General features: G+C 67.0%; 14 protein-coding genes. 6 read left to right on the plus strand and 8 right to left on the minus strand.

Annotated elements, in window-relative coordinates:
- Nucleotides 1-63 precede the first annotated feature (63 nt).
- Genes RKD20_RS14640 through RKD20_RS14660 form a run of 5 tightly spaced genes read right to left on the minus strand, consistent with a single transcriptional unit; the run spans nt 64 to nt 2,813 of the window.
- On the minus strand, nt 64-447 hold the full coding sequence (locus RKD20_RS14640) for an RRQRL motif-containing zinc-binding protein (protein ID WP_424878116.1): 384 nt from the start codon (nt 445-447) through the stop codon (nt 64-66).
- Nucleotides 447-1,097 (minus strand): GGDEF domain-containing protein, encoded by a 651-nt coding sequence (locus RKD20_RS14645; protein WP_424878117.1) that lies wholly within the window; start codon nt 1,095-1,097, stop codon nt 447-449. Before RKD20_RS14645 ends, RKD20_RS14640 begins: the two co-directional genes overlap by 1 nt.
- On the minus strand, nt 1,094-2,026 hold the full coding sequence (locus tag RKD20_RS14650; RefSeq protein WP_424883216.1) for a DUF2637 domain-containing protein: 933 nt from the start codon (nt 2,024-2,026) through the stop codon (nt 1,094-1,096). The genes RKD20_RS14645 and RKD20_RS14650 overlap by 4 nt, the downstream gene beginning before the upstream one ends.
- A 56-nt stretch (nt 2,027-2,082) precedes the next feature.
- Nucleotides 2,083-2,529 (minus strand): Pycsar system effector family protein, encoded by a 447-nt coding sequence (locus RKD20_RS14655; protein ID WP_424878118.1) that lies wholly within the window; start codon nt 2,527-2,529, stop codon nt 2,083-2,085.
- Entirely contained in the window at nt 2,526-2,813 is a 288-nt protein-coding gene (locus RKD20_RS14660) for a hypothetical protein (protein ID WP_424878119.1), read from the minus strand. Before RKD20_RS14660 ends, RKD20_RS14655 begins: the two co-directional genes overlap by 4 nt.
- 169 nt (nt 2,814-2,982) lie before the next feature.
- Here RKD20_RS14660 and RKD20_RS14665 point away from each other — a divergent pair, with 169 nt between their 5' ends.
- On the plus strand, nt 2,983-3,378 hold the full coding sequence (locus RKD20_RS14665) for a GntR family transcriptional regulator (RefSeq protein ID WP_424878120.1): 396 nt from the start codon (nt 2,983-2,985) through the stop codon (nt 3,376-3,378).
- A 216-nt stretch (nt 3,379-3,594) separates the two neighbouring features.
- Here the strand turns inward: RKD20_RS14665 and RKD20_RS14670 are convergent, their stop codons facing one another.
- Together RKD20_RS14670 and RKD20_RS14675 are read right to left on the minus strand one after the other, a co-directional pair.
- The gene (locus tag RKD20_RS14670; RefSeq protein ID WP_424878121.1) at nt 3,595-4,173 is read right to left on the minus strand and encodes a flavoprotein; all 579 of its coding nucleotides are present in this window, start codon (nt 4,171-4,173) and stop codon (nt 3,595-3,597) included.
- A complete protein-coding gene (locus RKD20_RS14675) occupies nt 4,155-5,390 on the minus strand; it encodes a helix-turn-helix domain-containing protein (RefSeq protein WP_424878122.1) in 1,236 nt (411 codons plus the stop codon). The genes RKD20_RS14670 and RKD20_RS14675 overlap by 19 nt, the downstream gene beginning before the upstream one ends.
- Before the next feature lie 562 nt (nt 5,391-5,952).
- On the opposite strand from RKD20_RS14675, the gene RKD20_RS14680 reads away from it, so the two are divergent.
- From RKD20_RS14680 to RKD20_RS14695, 4 genes are all read left to right on the plus strand, one after another.
- Nucleotides 5,953-6,846 (plus strand): hypothetical protein, encoded by an 894-nt coding sequence (locus RKD20_RS14680; protein ID WP_424878123.1) that lies wholly within the window; start codon nt 5,953-5,955, stop codon nt 6,844-6,846.
- A gap of 1,824 nt (nt 6,847-8,670) precedes the next feature.
- On the plus strand, nt 8,671-9,336 hold the full coding sequence (locus RKD20_RS14685; RefSeq protein WP_424878124.1) for a hypothetical protein: 666 nt from the start codon (nt 8,671-8,673) through the stop codon (nt 9,334-9,336).
- 243 nt (nt 9,337-9,579) lie between these two features.
- Nucleotides 9,580-10,668: an acyltransferase family protein gene (locus tag RKD20_RS14690; RefSeq protein ID WP_424878125.1), complete on the plus strand. Its 1,089-nt coding sequence runs from the start codon at nt 9,580-9,582 to the stop codon at nt 10,666-10,668.
- A gap of 558 nt (nt 10,669-11,226) precedes the next feature.
- Entirely contained in the window at nt 11,227-11,727 is a 501-nt protein-coding gene (locus RKD20_RS14695) for a peptidylprolyl isomerase (protein ID WP_424878126.1), read from the plus strand.
- Between the two features lie 57 nt (nt 11,728-11,784).
- Here the strand turns inward: RKD20_RS14695 and RKD20_RS14700 are convergent, their stop codons facing one another.
- On the minus strand, nt 11,785-12,807 hold the full coding sequence (locus tag RKD20_RS14700; RefSeq protein WP_424878127.1) for a Ku protein: 1,023 nt from the start codon (nt 12,805-12,807) through the stop codon (nt 11,785-11,787).
- Nucleotides 12,808-12,878: 71 nt separating this feature from the next.
- On the opposite strand from RKD20_RS14700, the gene ligD reads away from it, so the two are divergent.
- A complete protein-coding gene (gene ligD, locus RKD20_RS14705; RefSeq protein WP_424878128.1) occupies nt 12,879-13,760 on the plus strand; it encodes a non-homologous end-joining DNA ligase in 882 nt (293 codons plus the stop codon).
- The last annotated feature ends 97 nt before the right edge of the window (nt 13,761-13,857 follow it).

The following is a 13,857-nucleotide window of genomic DNA, read 5'->3' on the forward strand; positions in this document are numbered from 1 at the left end:
CGGGAGGGAGGACGGGGCCCGGCCGCTGCTTTGGTCGGTTGAGACCGGGCCCCGTACCGGTGTTCAGGCGACGCGCTGTTCCTCGGGGTAGGCGCAGACGATGCACATCCCGAGCGAGGTCGGGAGGCAGTAGTCGTAGATCACGTGGCACTGGGGGCAGGTACGGCGGGCGAGCATTGCCAGGGCGAGCGCCCCGCACCTACGGGAGGTCATCGGCCGTACCGGCTTGGCCAGGTCGATGCGGTAGAGGTAGGCGACCTGCACCCCTGCCTTGCGCCCGCGGTGCCGGCGCATCACCTGCGCGGCGACCGGCTGACCGCCGGGCCGTAAGCCGCGCGCACGCAGCTGACGGCGGGTGGCGTAGCCGTCGGGGGCGAACTTCCATGGGTACGTGGGGACGCCGAACCGGGTGCCGGAGGGGTCGAAGCACTTGCCGTAGCCGGCCATCAGGCAGCCACCCCCACAATCGGTGCGTCGGTGCGGGCCCCGGTGCGACCGGCACGTCGCCCGGCGACGGTGGCGAACAGCCGCCCCAGCCCCGCCCGGTGGCTACCGGCATGTGCCTGCTTGGCCGCGTACATCGCCTCATCGGCCCGCCGCAGCAGACCGGACAGGTCGTCGCCGGGGAAGTCGGCAGCGCGCGTCCAGCCGAGCGAGACGGTCGTGTGTACGGCTGGGTCCTGGCCGTCGACTGGGCGGGCGAGCACGCCGTGCAGCACGGCGAGCATGTCCGCGGCGGTGCCGTGGTCGTCGATGAGGACAGCGGCGAACTCATCGCCTCCGAGGCGTCCGGCCACTCCGGAGCGTCCGACGTGGTGGGAGAGCCGGTCCGCAGTCGCCTTCAGTAGCGCGTCTCCGGCGGCGTGTCCGAAGGTGTCGTTGATCTGCTTGAAGCGGTCGACGTCGGCGAGGACGACGATGGCCCGCGGGTCCCGCAGCAGGGCCATAGCGCGGCGGGTGAACGCCTCGCGAGTTCGCAGCCCGGTGAGCGGGTCGCGGCGGGCGACGTTCAGGCGGCGCCGCAGCCACAGCACGTGGGCCGTCCAGCCGGAGGCAACGGGGGCCGCCGCGGCGAGCACGGTGACGAAGGTGTTCATGCCGCCGCCCCCTCGGAACCGTCGCTGTCAGCGTCGACGGAGTGCAGACGACGTCCCTCGGCCCGCTCGTTCAGCAACAGGTCACGCAGCACACGGGAGTTGGCTGCCGAACAGTGCAGCGTGGTCCGGACGGCTTCCGCGTTGATCGCGTCATCGGCCCACTCAGCCGTGGCTTCCCGCGCTTCGGCGAGCAGTTCCGCCGGAGTCCGCGACGCCTTGGTCTTGGTCTTGCCCCTGGGACTCGCCGGGCCCCTGCGCGGCGCCTTGGGTCCCTCCGGCTCCGGCGCCACAACCTGCTGCGCCACGGACGGGACGTCCTCGCTCGCCGGGGCCAGCTCGCCAAGCTTCAGAAGCACGCGTTCCGGGCGCGGGGTCTTCGACCGCCAGCGTCGGCCGTGGTTCTCCCGCAGCCGGGCGCGGGCCAACTGCCGCTCTCGCTCTCGCTTCAGCGCCTCCGAGTAGGAGGTGATCTCCCACAGCGTCATGCGCCGCCACAGTGCGAACGTCGACAGCGGGGCGAGCATCCAGCGGGAGAACCGCACCTTCTCCATCCGCCGGCCGGTGGCCGCGCCGATCCGTACGGCGTAGATGTGCGCGCCGATCTCGGAGAACACCACCCACAGCAGCGGCATCGTGCCGTGAGCCACCTTCGCCCACAGCGTGTGCCCGGCTGCGACGTTCAGCCCGCACGTGATCAGCGTCAGCGCCCAGGGCACGAACCGCACCCACGCGAGCGCCATGTCCATCCGGATCAGCAGCAGGTTGGCCACGGTGAACACCGGGATAGCCACGTCGATACCGACCGGCAGCATCCACGGCTCACCGAAGCCCCAGCGGGCCGCGGCGACCGACACCGCGTCGAACGAGGCGACCAGCCCCAGGGCACCGACCCCGGCCGCGGCAAGCGCGCCGACTCCGGCAAGCCCCATTTCCGGCTTCGTCAGCGGCGGAACCGCCGGCCGCTCGGCGGGAAAGGTCTCGGTGCTCACAGCGCACCCCCCGCCGCGATCAGGGCCGCGAGGATGAGCAGGGCACCGCCCGCGCAGGTCAGGTCGACTGCACGGCGCAGACCGGTGAACTTGGCGACAGCGATGCGGGACAGGCCCGCGATGTCCGCGCTGAGGTCCGCCGACAGGCTGGCCGCGATCTCTTCGGCGGTGAGGGTCGCCCACAGCGGGAAACCGTGCCTGCCTCCCAGGTTCGGGCGCACCGACCGGAGCAGCAGTCCAGCAGCCGCGATCAGCAGGACCAAGCCGCCACCGCCCACCAGATACGAAGAAAGGGGCAACGGCATCCCATTGGCGACCGTCCAGGCTCCGGCCAGCACCGCACCGACGAACGCGAGCAGCAGCCCCGTCTTGGTGTCCGTCCGCACGATCTCCGCCTTCACCTCCGCGTGCGCGGCGGCGAGCAGGTGGTTCGTGGCACTCATGCCGCCACCCCCTTGCGTACCGAGCGGCGGCGGGCGGGACGGGCCAGCGGGGTGACGTCGAACAGGTCCGGGTTGTCCTCGATGATCTGGGCGGCGATGCGGATCAGGTCGTCGGGAAGGTCGGGGTCGTCGGCGAGGATGTCGCGCGCCGCGTCCAGACGGGCGGCGCGCTCCTCGTCGCTCTCGCCCTCGACCCCGAGCCACAGCTCAACCGGGGTACCAAGAGCCAGTTCCGCGAAGTCCTCAGCAGATACGGCCTGTTGGTGGCCGATGTACGTGCGCATAGACGTTCTCCAGCGTTGATGGGACAGGGAGAAGCCCGGCGGCGGGCGACCTTGCTGGGGAGTCCCGCAGCACTCGGACGTAAATTCAGATTGACCTAGGTCAATCTGACTGTCAAGAGGGTTCAGTGAAGGAGCAGAGATTGACCTAGGTCCGGTTACTCTCGAACCCATGGAGCAGAGCCCAGAAGCGCCCAAGCAGACGCCCACGGCCAAGGAGATCGCTGCGAACTTCCGCGAGAAGATCACGGGCCCGAGCCGCGAGTACGACCCGGGTGACCGGCTCCCTGCGGCTCGCCAGCTCGCCAAGGAACTTGGCGTGCAGCTCATGACTGTGCAGAGCGCGTTCGGCCAGCTTCGTGACGAGGGGTTGATTCTCACCCAGCAGGGCCGCGGGACGTTCGTTCGTGACCCTTCGGTGCCACTGGGCACCGAGCCGGGCAGTAGCCCCGCGTTCACCGCGCTGGCCGCGGAGCTCAGCTCGATCCATGACGCTCTCCGTCTGTTCGGCGAGCGGCTAGACCGTCTTGAACAGATCGTGGGCAGCGAGCCTCCGCCCTCGCCGTGAGTTCGTCCGCCCGCCTCAGCAGTCGTTCGACCTTGACGCGCGCCTCGCTCAAACTCGCTTCGATCACAGCGAGTTCGGCGGGGGTCAGGCCTCCCAACTCGCTGCTTCGCTCAGTGATCCCTGCCATGCCAATGAGCATGCGGCCGGAGACAGACGAGGACCCGGACAGACTGTCCGGGTCCTCTTCCCTTGCAGGTCAGGAGGGTTGACGACTCGTCACCGGGTTGCCTCATCCACGGCGTCCAACACTGCCGCCCACGGGAGTTCACGCCCCGCCGGCGCTTCCCTCGGCTCGTACAGCGGCCACACGTCCGGACCGTAGACGACGTGCACTCCCCCGGCCCGCAGGGTCTCGATGTGGGACTGCCACGCCGGGTGGCGAGCGTGCGCCGCGTTCACCCGGGGGAAGACGACCACCGGCAGTCCAAGGGTGCCGATAGCCTCGCCAACCTGAGTCAAGGCCTGGTTGTCCATCAGGCCGATCGCGAGCTTGGCAACCATGTTGGCCGACGCGGGAGCGACCACGTAGCAGTCAACAGGCGGATGCGGTCGAGACTCACCAGGGAGACGCGATTCGTCGCGTACGGGTAGGCCGGTCAGCTTCTCCAGTCGCTCAGCCTCGCCGCTCATCCGCAACCACTGCCCCGCGGTCGGCGTGAGCGTGACAGCCACCCGCCATCCGCGATCCATCGCGGGCTCAACGAGACCAGTGCGTAGCGCTTCGACGCCCCCGGCTGCTGATCCGACGACTCCGAGCACCCCGCGCTTGCCTGAATTCACTGCACCGCCCTGCACCGTTGCGCCATCACGAACACGTCGGACGAACGCGATCCGCCGGTCACAGGAGACTGCTTGACGAGGTCCCGCAGCGTCTCGCGCACCCTCGGATTGTTGCGTACGAGCTGCGGCGACGTGCGCTCAGCCGTGCGCAGCTCGGTAAAGGCCTCATCGCCCTGTCCAGCAAGCGACAGCGCACGTGCGAAGTCGATGCGGTGCGAGACGCTGCGTTCCTGCGGCATGTGGTCGACGTTGATCCGGCCGTGCTCAACAACGTACGAGACGTTTTCGAGGTCAAGCTCAACGGACAGGCGATGGAGTAGTACGTTCGTCGGCCCGAAACCGGTCTGCCAGTAGTTCTCATCCGATCCGAGGTCATCCGCGAGCTCCGCGGCTCGGTCCAACAGGGCCGTTGCGGTGGGCCGGTCCTGATGGCGTGCCGCCGCGACGGCGGCGCGCAGGTGGATCATTCCCAACAGGCTGAGCGCGGCCGGGTCGTGCTCGGTCACCTGAGCCGACAGCCACGCGGCTGCGGTGTTGCCCAGTTCGAGGGCGTCGTCATAGCGTCCGTTGGCGAGCAGAGCATGCGTGCCGGACCGCGCGGCGGACGCCAACACGAGCGGGTCGTCCGACTCGTCAGCGGCTCGCATCGCGCGCTCGGCAGCAAGCCATGAGATATCCGCCTCGCCGATCTTCGCGAGTGTCGTGGCAGCGAGGTGATGCGTACGGGCGGACACCGCCCAGCAGTCGCTACGGTCATCGCCGCGGCGTGTCGCTCGCTCTTCCAACTCCTGGGCCGTTTGAAGCAGCGCGGGAAGAGCGGCGATGACGCTGCCGAGTCGTCCGCCCTGGTAGTCGTTCCACGCGTGCTCCACGCGTACGGCCACAGGGGCGGGTGTCGGAAGTTGCACCTCGGCTTCCGGGCCGAAGAGCAAGCGCGAGAGCCGACGCGGGCTCATGAGGGCATCACGTACTGCGGGAACGTCGTCCTGCTGCTTCTCGTCCTCCACGAGCACGGTCTGACCGAGCAGGTCCCCAAGGGGCACACGCAGGATGCGCGATAGCTCCGCGAGCATGTCGATCCGCGGCGGTTTCCGACGGCCCGTCTCGATCTTCGCAAGCCAATCAGTGCTGCGACCAACCAGGCCGGCCAACACCTCTTGCGTGTGTCCGCGGCGCTTCCGGTAGAACGCGATTCGTTCGCCGATGCTGAGGTGATCTCCGAGACCACGCATGGGGTGTTGCCTCCCGCTGCCGAGTAGGGGCATCTCTCACGGTACCGACGTGGCGGGGAACGGGTGGGTGATGTCGGCCCTTACCGCCGCGGTCAGTGTGTGGCACGGAACAGCAGAGAACCCGGACAGACTGTCCGGGTCCGGGGCGGGGGCGGGCGCCACGAGGTGTCCGGGCTGTCCGGCTGTCCGGTTAGGGCTGCCACCTGCACAAACAGTCCGGACAGCTCAGAGCGCAACTGTCCGGACTGTCCGGCACAGACGGCTGTAACACCCGCGGGTGTTACAGCCAGTGGGCGAAGCCGACCTCTGACTGGGTGCGCGGGAGCCGGAGGCGACTTCCGTTCTACTCTGGCCCGAGTTTCGTAGGGGTGAACTGCCTGGCAGACGGCGCGGCAGAACTTTTTCTCATTCATCAAGGCGGTTCGCTCCGCTCCCAGCGCGCAGGACCGGCCCCCCGGCCGGGCCTGCGCTCCTGTCTCCGCCCCGCTCCAGCCCGGCCGGCATCCGTGCCGCTCATCATGAGCAGCTGATTTTTGTGTGTACATGAGCGATAATCCTGCACATGACCGATGCGCAGCCCACTATCGAGGATCCGACAGACGTGAGGAACAGCGGAAGAGACCTAATCACTCAAGCCTTCGAATCTGCCAGAAGAAGCGGTCGACCGAACTGGACGGAGATGACCACCGCCGTCCTTAAAAATCGCCTTCTGGACATCACCAACCGCGCTTTCAGAGAAAGCGATTACGGCGTACGTGACATCGCCGCGTTTGTCAAGGCGTACCCAGACCTGCTCGCTCTCGACAGCTCCACCATTCCGCCGAAAGTCAGGCTCATTGACACATCACTCACCGATAACAAGAAAACCCCCATTGCAAGTCGAGGACGAATCCGCCCAGACTTGTGGCGCGCCGTAATGGATTACCGCTCAGGCAACAATTACCACTGGGACGGCAAACAGGCGATCGCCATCCACCCGACTGCCCCCAGCACAGATAATCCATTTCCTCAAATTCCGACCATTTCTAGTGACGAAATGGACCGATGGCGGCGCAACTTCCAAGAATCACTGGCCGAGAAGATTCTTCTCGATGAACAAGAAAGCGAGCAAATCGAAAATTGGGTCACCAGGGGGCTAGCCACAAACAACCTACCGCTTCGCACAAGGAGCCTATGGAATGAGTATCTCAACAATCATGTTGTGAAGCTTCTAGCGGAATGGTTCCGCGATAAATCGCTCCCGGTGCCAGACGATCTGATGCAGCAACGCACCCTAAGCCGTAGCACTACGCCCGGGGGGGTTGCTCAACTTCGAGAATTCATCTTGCGCTGCGTTGGAAGTATGACGGAGGACGAGCTTAAGACGATCAGCCTGCCGCCTTCGGCTGTGCTACGTGCGTACGGCGGCGGAGAGGCTGCACTCCGACTCGGCCTCAGACGACAGGGGGAACTGTGAGCGGACCAGCGCAGCCCCAAGTCGGCGAGCAGGTTTCCGTTTACTTCTTTTCCCCACCGACAGGCCGCGAGAGTCAAGACCAGATCCAGATTCGAAAAATCATGGAGGCCAAATGCAAGACTGAGGGCGCTGAATTTATCGTCCGCCGCACAGAGTTGGTAAAAGTGGCGGGTGGCCCCAACTCCGGAAGGCCGTTTAATCTAGTTAGAATCGAGCACGCCAGAGATCTCTATACCCAGATTCACCGCATCCCTGTACTCGCAATGTCCAATATTGGATGTTTCATCAGACGTGACCCAAGCAGCGTCCCCGTGAGAAAAAAACAGCTGATCAGCCTAGAGGGGTTTGTTCGGTACAAGGCTCATTTCCGAATTTTTCGATCGCCTGCTGAATGTGCGAGATTCGTTGACGAACTCGGACAATTGAAAGCAAGCCATTGCGCAACCGATGTACACGATCCCCGCATGCTTCCCCTACACATTTTTGACGCGGAGCAAGAGTGGGAACACCTAGAGGACGAAGCACAGCTACGTGATTTCCGCTCTCTTTTCGGAGGAGGCTCAACACGTCTTGATCGGTGCCGCCGAGAGTGGGCAAAGGCTAAAGCGATGCATGGAGGAGATGCGCTACGTGTAAACAGCGTGGAGATACCTAAGGGGTACCATTGGGATGTAACACGAAGAAATGGGGACGAGCGGATCACTACCACCCATGAAGTCTGGAAACTTCCTGGAAGCGGCTCATACTGCAACATCTATCCTGATGGATATGTCAGACCCGGTCAGGGAAGCGGCAAGAATAAGAGCAGAAGGGTCTGGCCTTGAGTCGTGGTGGTGCATATAAAAATGCCTCACCATAATTTTATGATGAGGCATTCACATAAGATTTGAAATTGTCGAGCGCTCTTACTTAGCCCGGCTCGTAAGCAGTGGTACTAGTGGACCGCAACCGAAGTAAACTTCGGGGCTCGACCAACGTAGTCGCGCCACCTAATCACTGCCAGCGCCGAGCGAAGCTGGGTTGAATCGGAGGCCTCCGAGCCAACCCCTCCGGTGAGCTTGCGCCCCGCGGATCAAGTACAGAGTACAGCCTTGAAGCCCCTGGCCTCTAGTGCAGTGCACCACAACCGTGCCAGCTCATGCCGGTAACGGCGGCTAACGATGTTGAGAGCAGTCAAGGCAGACAAGGTCACACCCCGACTGTTCGCCCAGGTCAGCGATCAATCCGTCCACGGCCCGGCCAGCGCTACTTGCCCCATGACCCGATAGCGTGGCTGATGCCGGTGGGGGTACAGCGAGCCACGCGCGCCTGAGCCCCGTTTGTCGCCTCAGCCCCCGACAGCAGTCAGCCACGACGGTGGGTGTACCAACCCTCCGCCGGCGTCCGGCACCGCACGTGCTGCCACCATCTGGCACGAGATCGGGGTGCTTCACCGACGGTCCCACAGTCCGCGCGACACACCTCCGACACAGTGCTGGCCGCGTCGGCACCCTCGATCAACTCCCGCGCAGGTCAGACAGCACTTCTCACACTATCGGCGCAATCACTCCGGAGCCGTGTGCGCAGGTTCGAATCCTGCCGGGGGCACCTTGAATTGGGTGCCCGAAGACCCCGTCACCAGCGGAAACGCTGAGGTCGGGGTCTTCGCGTTTGTGCGGGCGGATGCAGCCTGGAGCGGCCGTATGTCGGCGTCTGTGGACGAGGCGGGGACGGGATGTTGGGGCATCGCCGCGGGTGAGTCACGCTCGCGGCGGTCGGTCTGGTCATGCAGCCGCTTGCCGGGCACGAACCTGCGGTGTCAGAGGCGTGCGCTTGGATGAGTGGGTGACCGTTCAAGACGTTGCTCGGCAGTTGCCCGAGATAGCCGTCCTCCGTGAGCATTGCCGTTCCATGGCCGCTGTGGAGGCAGTCCTGAGCCCTGAGTGGGCCTACCGGTACCACTCCTTCAACGACCACTGGTCCGAGAAGGAATCGATGGCCTCGATGCGTAACGGAGCGGGTGACGAGTACTCCATCGTCTTCTCGGCCGCCGGTACCTACATCCGTGGATTCGATCACGAATCGCCCATGAGCCCCTTTGCAGAGGACGGGCCGTGGCCCGGAGTGCTCGACGAAGTACCGGATGTCTTCCGGCCGTGCGTCGAGGAGCCCGCGTTCTCGGATGAGGACGGAATGCCTGTCGTCACTGCGTGCATATGGCGAGAGACGGGAGACGGCGCCTGGAAGACGGGGACGATCGACTTCCCTGACCGGGCTACGGACGATCCGGACGGCGCCGGGTACCTCTTCCAACTTCTCATCGATCGCTCACCGGAGGCGTTCCAGCGGTGGGCCGAGGACTACTACGAAGTCCCCGTCGACCTGGAGGCCGTGCGTCACGTCTTCTCCTCGCGTCCTCTGACCGAAGAGGTGGTCAGCGCGTTGAACTCAGAAATCGCTCTGGCGGGTCTCGCAGAGGACATGGCGGAGATCGGCTATCCGATGAGCTGAGGCAGCGAGCCCGGCGGCGAGAGATCGGGACCCGGTGGGGGCGACGGCTGCCTGGCCGGCCGTCAGGCCATGCTCGTCCTCGCGCACCTGCGGTGCGGGGAACACCTACGCGCGGCTCGCCGCCGCCCGCGCTATCGCCCTGGCCCTCGCCGGCACCCTCACCCCGCGAGCTGAGGTAGCTGGAGTACAGCCAGCACACATGTACGGAGTTTGGGGCGACTGTGGAGTGGTGAGGCGCCCGGGATGCACGAGCGACTTGTCACCGTGGCCCCTCGGGAGAGACCCGCAGCGCAGCCTCCCCCGGGGCGCGACGCCTTCTTCGACAACGCCAAGTACCTGGCGATCGTGCTGGTCGCCGTGGGGCATGCGTGGGAGCCGTTGCGGGACGGGAGCCGGGCGGTGTCCGCGCTGTACCTGGTCGTGTACGCCTTTCACATGCCGGCGTTCATCGTCGTCTCCGGCTACTTCTCGCGGAACTTCGACGCGAGTCCGGGGCGGTTGCGGCGGCTGGTGACCGGGCTCGTCGTGCCGTATGTCGTGTTCGAGACGGCGTACACCTTCTTCACGCGGTGGACGGACCAGGTGCCGGACCGGCCGGTGAGTCTGCTGGACCCGCTGTACCTGACGTGGTTCCTGGTGGCGTTGTTCGTGTGGCGGCTGAGCACCCCGTTGTGGAAGCGGGTACGTCATCCGGTGCCGGTCGCCCTCGTCGTGGCGATGCTCGCGACGGTCACGCCCTCGATCGGTGACGACCTCGACCTGCAGCGGGTCCTCCAGTTCCTGCCCTACTTCGTGCTGGGTCTGTCGCTCAGGCCCGAGCACTTCCGGCTGGTCCGTCTGCGGGCGGTACGGCTGGTCGCCGGGCCGGTGTTCGCCGTCGCGCTCGTGGCGGCCTACTGGGTGGTGCCGCGGATGAGCGCGGCGTGGCTCTACCACCGGGACAGCGCCCAGGAGTTGGGCGCGCCCGCCTGGTCGGGGCCGGTGATGACACTGGTCGCCTTCGGATGCTCGCTCGTCCTGGTCGGGTGTTTCCTCGCGCTCGTCCCCGGGCGGCGCACCTGGTTCACCGTGCTGGGCGCGGGCACGCTCTACGGCTACCTCCTGCATGGCTTCCTCGTCCAGGGCGCCCGGTTCTGGGGCTGGTACGGGCCCGCCTGGGTCCACGGACCGCTCGGCGTGGGCGCGGTCGCCCTCCTCGCCGCCGGCGTCGTGACCGCCCTGTGCACCCCACCGGTCCGGCGCGCCCTGCGGTGTGTGGTGGAACCGGAGATGCGGTGGGCCTTCCGGCGGGAGGCGGCCCACCGGGAGAGGGTCCAACCGGTGCGTGCCTGAGGGAAGTTGGCCGTACGACGGGACGGTGGCTCGGACGCCGTCCCGTGCGGGGCGCATCCGGCCGCGTTACTTCGACGGCCTCGCGGTGCCCGCGGGGAGCGACCGCCCCCGGCCCGCCAAGGAAGTCGGCTCCCCAGGCCGGCCAACGGCACGCCCCACAGGGGAACGGCCATTCGTGCGCCCCCAGGCGGCGCGTCTCCCCCCGGCCTACTTCGACGACCGCTCGGCGACCGACGGGACCGGGCTCGGTGCGGTGGTGGGCTTCGCCGGGGCGGGGGCTCGGGGCCGTCGCGGGCCGCTCCTCGGTGCCGCTGGCCCCGGCGGGCAGTCCCCCGCCTACCGGCACCGGCCCGGTGTCGCCGTCGGCCGCCCCCTCCGGACCGTCGGTCGTGCCCACACCGGGGCCCGTCACCTCCGGGATCTCCACGGGCGACGCCCCCCTGTCCTCGCCCGCGCCGTGACGGCCGGCGGGGCCGGGAGACGGGGAACGCCCCCGGTACCCGCACAGCCGTGTGACAAGATGCTTCGGTCATGCCCCACCAGAAAGGGACGATTCCCATGTCCAGGGTCGAGCTGACCACTAATTTCGGCCGTATCGTCCTCGAGCTCGCCGACGCCGAGGCGCCCAAGACCGTCGAGAACTTCCTGAAGTACGTCGGCAACGGGCACTACGACGGCACGATCTTCCACCGGGTGATCGACGGCTTCATGGTCCAGGGCGGTGGCTTCACCGCGGACATGGTGCAGAAGCCCACGCTCGCGCCGGTCCCGAACGAGGCCGACAACGGTCTGAAGAACACCGCGTACACCGTGGCGATGGCGCGCACCAGCGACCCGCACTCGGCGACCGCGCAGTTCTTCGTCAACGTCTCGGACAACGAGTTCCTCAACTTCACGGCGAAGACCCCGAACGGCTGGGGTTACACCGTGTTCGGCAGGGTCGCCGAGGGCCAGGACGTCGTCGACCAGATCAAGGGCGTGCGGACCGGCAGCAGCCGCGGTCACGGTGACGTGCCGACGCAGCCAGTGATCATCGAGTCCGCGAAGGTCGTCGACTGACCTCGCCGTAAACCGGAAGACCGAGCGACCTGCGCGGTGCCCTCGGCAGTGCGCAGGTCACGCGGTCCGTTTGCGGGCGGTGGTCTTCTTGGCCGCCGTCTTCTTCGTGGTCGTGGCCTTCTTGGCCGCCGCGGTCTTCTTCGTCCCCTGTGACGACTGTTGTGACGACTGTGACGACTTCGCCGTCTTCTTGGCGGCCGCGGTCTTCTTCGTGGCCGCCGTGGACTTCTTGCCGCCCGTCTGCTTCGGCGCCGCCCGTGCCGACTTGCGCTGCGGCAGCCGCCTGACCTCCCCGGGCTCCTCGCCCCGCGACTCCTTCGCCTCCCGCACGCTCTTCTCCAGCGCCGCCATGAGGTCGAGGACCTTGCCGCTGCGGGCCGGTTCGGGGGCCTCCGGCGGGGCCTCGCCGGCGGCCTTCGCGGCGACGACCTCCTCCAGGGCCTCGCGGTACTCGTCGTGGAGTTCGTCGAGGTCGATCTCGCCGAGGGTGTCCATGAGGGCGTCGGCGAGGTCGAGTTCCTTGTCGCTGACGGTGACCTTGGTGTCGGGGGCGAGTCCCTCGGGCGCGCGGACCTCGTCCGGCCACAGCAGCCCGTGCAGGGCGATGGCGTCCTCGACCACGCGGAGCATGCCGAGGCGTTCACGGCCGCGCAGCGCGTACTTGGCGATGGCCACCTTGTTGCTGCGCTTCAGCGCCTCCCTGAGCAGGGTGTACGGCTTGGCGGCGGGGGCGCCGCCCGCCTGGAGGTAGTACGCGGCGTCCATCTGGAGCGGGTCGATCCGGTCGCCCGGCACGAAGGCCACGATCTCGATCGTCCTCGCCGTCGGGAGCGGCAGATGGGACAGGTCCTCGTCGGTGATCGGGATGATCGTGCCGTCCGCGTCCTCGTAGCCCTTGCCGATCTCCGACTGGGTGACTTCGCGGTCCTCCAGTTCGCAGACCTTGCGGTAGCGGATGCGGCCACCGTCCTCGGTGTGGATCTGACGGAAGGAGATCGAGTGGCTCTCGGTGGCGTTCACCAGCTTGATCGGAATGCTGACCAGGCCGAACGAGATGGCGCCGTTCCATATGGATCTCACCAGCGGAACCCTTTCTGCGGTATTGCACCGTTTTATGCCGTCTTGCCAGATATGCGTGAGATTCTCATCGTATGACGCCGATCACAGAGGTGGAGGGGCGACGGCTGGCGCTCAGCAATCTGGAGAAGGTGCTGTATCCGGCCACCGGCTTCACCAAGGGCGAGGTGCTGCACTACTACGCAACCGCCGCCGATGCCCTCCTCCCCCATCTGCGGGACCGTGCCGTCTCCTTCCTGCGCTACCCGGACGGCCCCGACGGCCAGGTCTTCTTCACCAAGAACGTCCCCCCGGGTACGCCCGACTGGGTCACCAGGGCCGAGGTCCCCCGCTCGGAGGGCCCGGCCCGGATGGTCCTGGTCCAGGACCTGGCGAGCCTGATGTGGGCCGCCAACCTGGTGACCGAGTTCCACACCCACCAGTGGCTGGTCGACGCCCCCGAGGAGGCCGACCGGCTCGTCCTCGACCTCGACCCGGGCGCCCCCGCGACGATCGTCGAGTGCTGCGAGGTCGCCCTGTGGCTCAGGGAGCGGCTGGCCGCGGACGGGATCGAGGCGTACCCGAAGACCGCCGGCTCGAAGGGACTGCATCTGCTGGCGGCGGTGCGGGGGGCGTCGTCCGACCAGGTGTCGGAGTACGCCAAGCAGCTCGCCGTGGAGGCGGAGCGGGCGATGCCGCGGCTGGCACTGCACCGGATGACGCGCAGTCTGCGCCCCGGGAAGGTGTTCGTGGACTGGAGTCAGAACGCCGCCCGCAAGACGACGGCTACGCCGTACACGCTGCGGGCCCGGGCCCGTCCCCTGGTGTCGGCGCCGGTGACCTGGACGGAGGTCGAGGAGTGCACTGTTCCCGGTCGGCTGGCCTTCGAGGCCGGGGACATGGGGCCTCGGCTGCAGGACCACGGTGATCTGCTGGCCCCGTTGCTGGATGCGGAACGGGCGTCACCGTTGCCGTGAGGACGCGATGGGGGTGCCGGGTCAGGTTGTCGGTCGGCTGCGGCTCGGTGGGGGCTTGTCGCGCAGTTCCCCGCGCCCCTGTGCGGGCTGCGGCGGA

The organism is Streptomyces sp. SLBN-8D4 (assembly GCF_049739545.1).
Lineage (GTDB): Bacteria > Actinomycetota > Actinomycetes > Streptomycetales > Streptomycetaceae > Streptomyces > Streptomyces canus_C.

Bases quoted from the DNA above. Each gene is read 5' to 3' on its own strand.
- RKD20_RS14655 (WP_424878118.1), bottom strand. From the start codon at position 2,529: ATGAGTGCCACGAACCACCTGCTCGCCGCCGCGCACGCGGAGGTGAAG.
- RKD20_RS14645 (WP_424878117.1), bottom strand. From the start codon at position 1,097: ATGAACACCTTCGTCACCGTGCTCGCCGCGGCGGCCCCCGTTGCCTCC.
- RKD20_RS14660 (WP_424878119.1), bottom strand. From the start codon at position 2,813: ATGCGCACGTACATCGGCCACCAACAGGCCGTATCTGCTGAGGACTTC.
- ligD (WP_424878128.1), top strand. From the start codon at position 12,879: ATGACGCCGATCACAGAGGTGGAGGGGCGACGGCTGGCGCTCAGCAAT.
- RKD20_RS14695 (WP_424878126.1), top strand. From the start codon at position 11,227: ATGTCCAGGGTCGAGCTGACCACTAATTTCGGCCGTATCGTCCTCGAG.
- RKD20_RS14650 (WP_424883216.1), bottom strand. From the start codon at position 2,026: ATGGGGCTTGCCGGAGTCGGCGCGCTTGCCGCGGCCGGGGTCGGTGCC.
- RKD20_RS14680 (WP_424878123.1), top strand. From the start codon at position 5,953: ATGACCGATGCGCAGCCCACTATCGAGGATCCGACAGACGTGAGGAAC.
- RKD20_RS14675 (WP_424878122.1), bottom strand. From the start codon at position 5,390: ATGCGTGGTCTCGGAGATCACCTCAGCATCGGCGAACGAATCGCGTTC.
- RKD20_RS14640 (WP_424878116.1), bottom strand. From the start codon at position 447: ATGGCCGGCTACGGCAAGTGCTTCGACCCCTCCGGCACCCGGTTCGGC.
- RKD20_RS14690 (WP_424878125.1), top strand. From the start codon at position 9,580: ATGCACGAGCGACTTGTCACCGTGGCCCCTCGGGAGAGACCCGCAGCG.
- RKD20_RS14665 (WP_424878120.1), top strand. From the start codon at position 2,983: ATGGAGCAGAGCCCAGAAGCGCCCAAGCAGACGCCCACGGCCAAGGAG.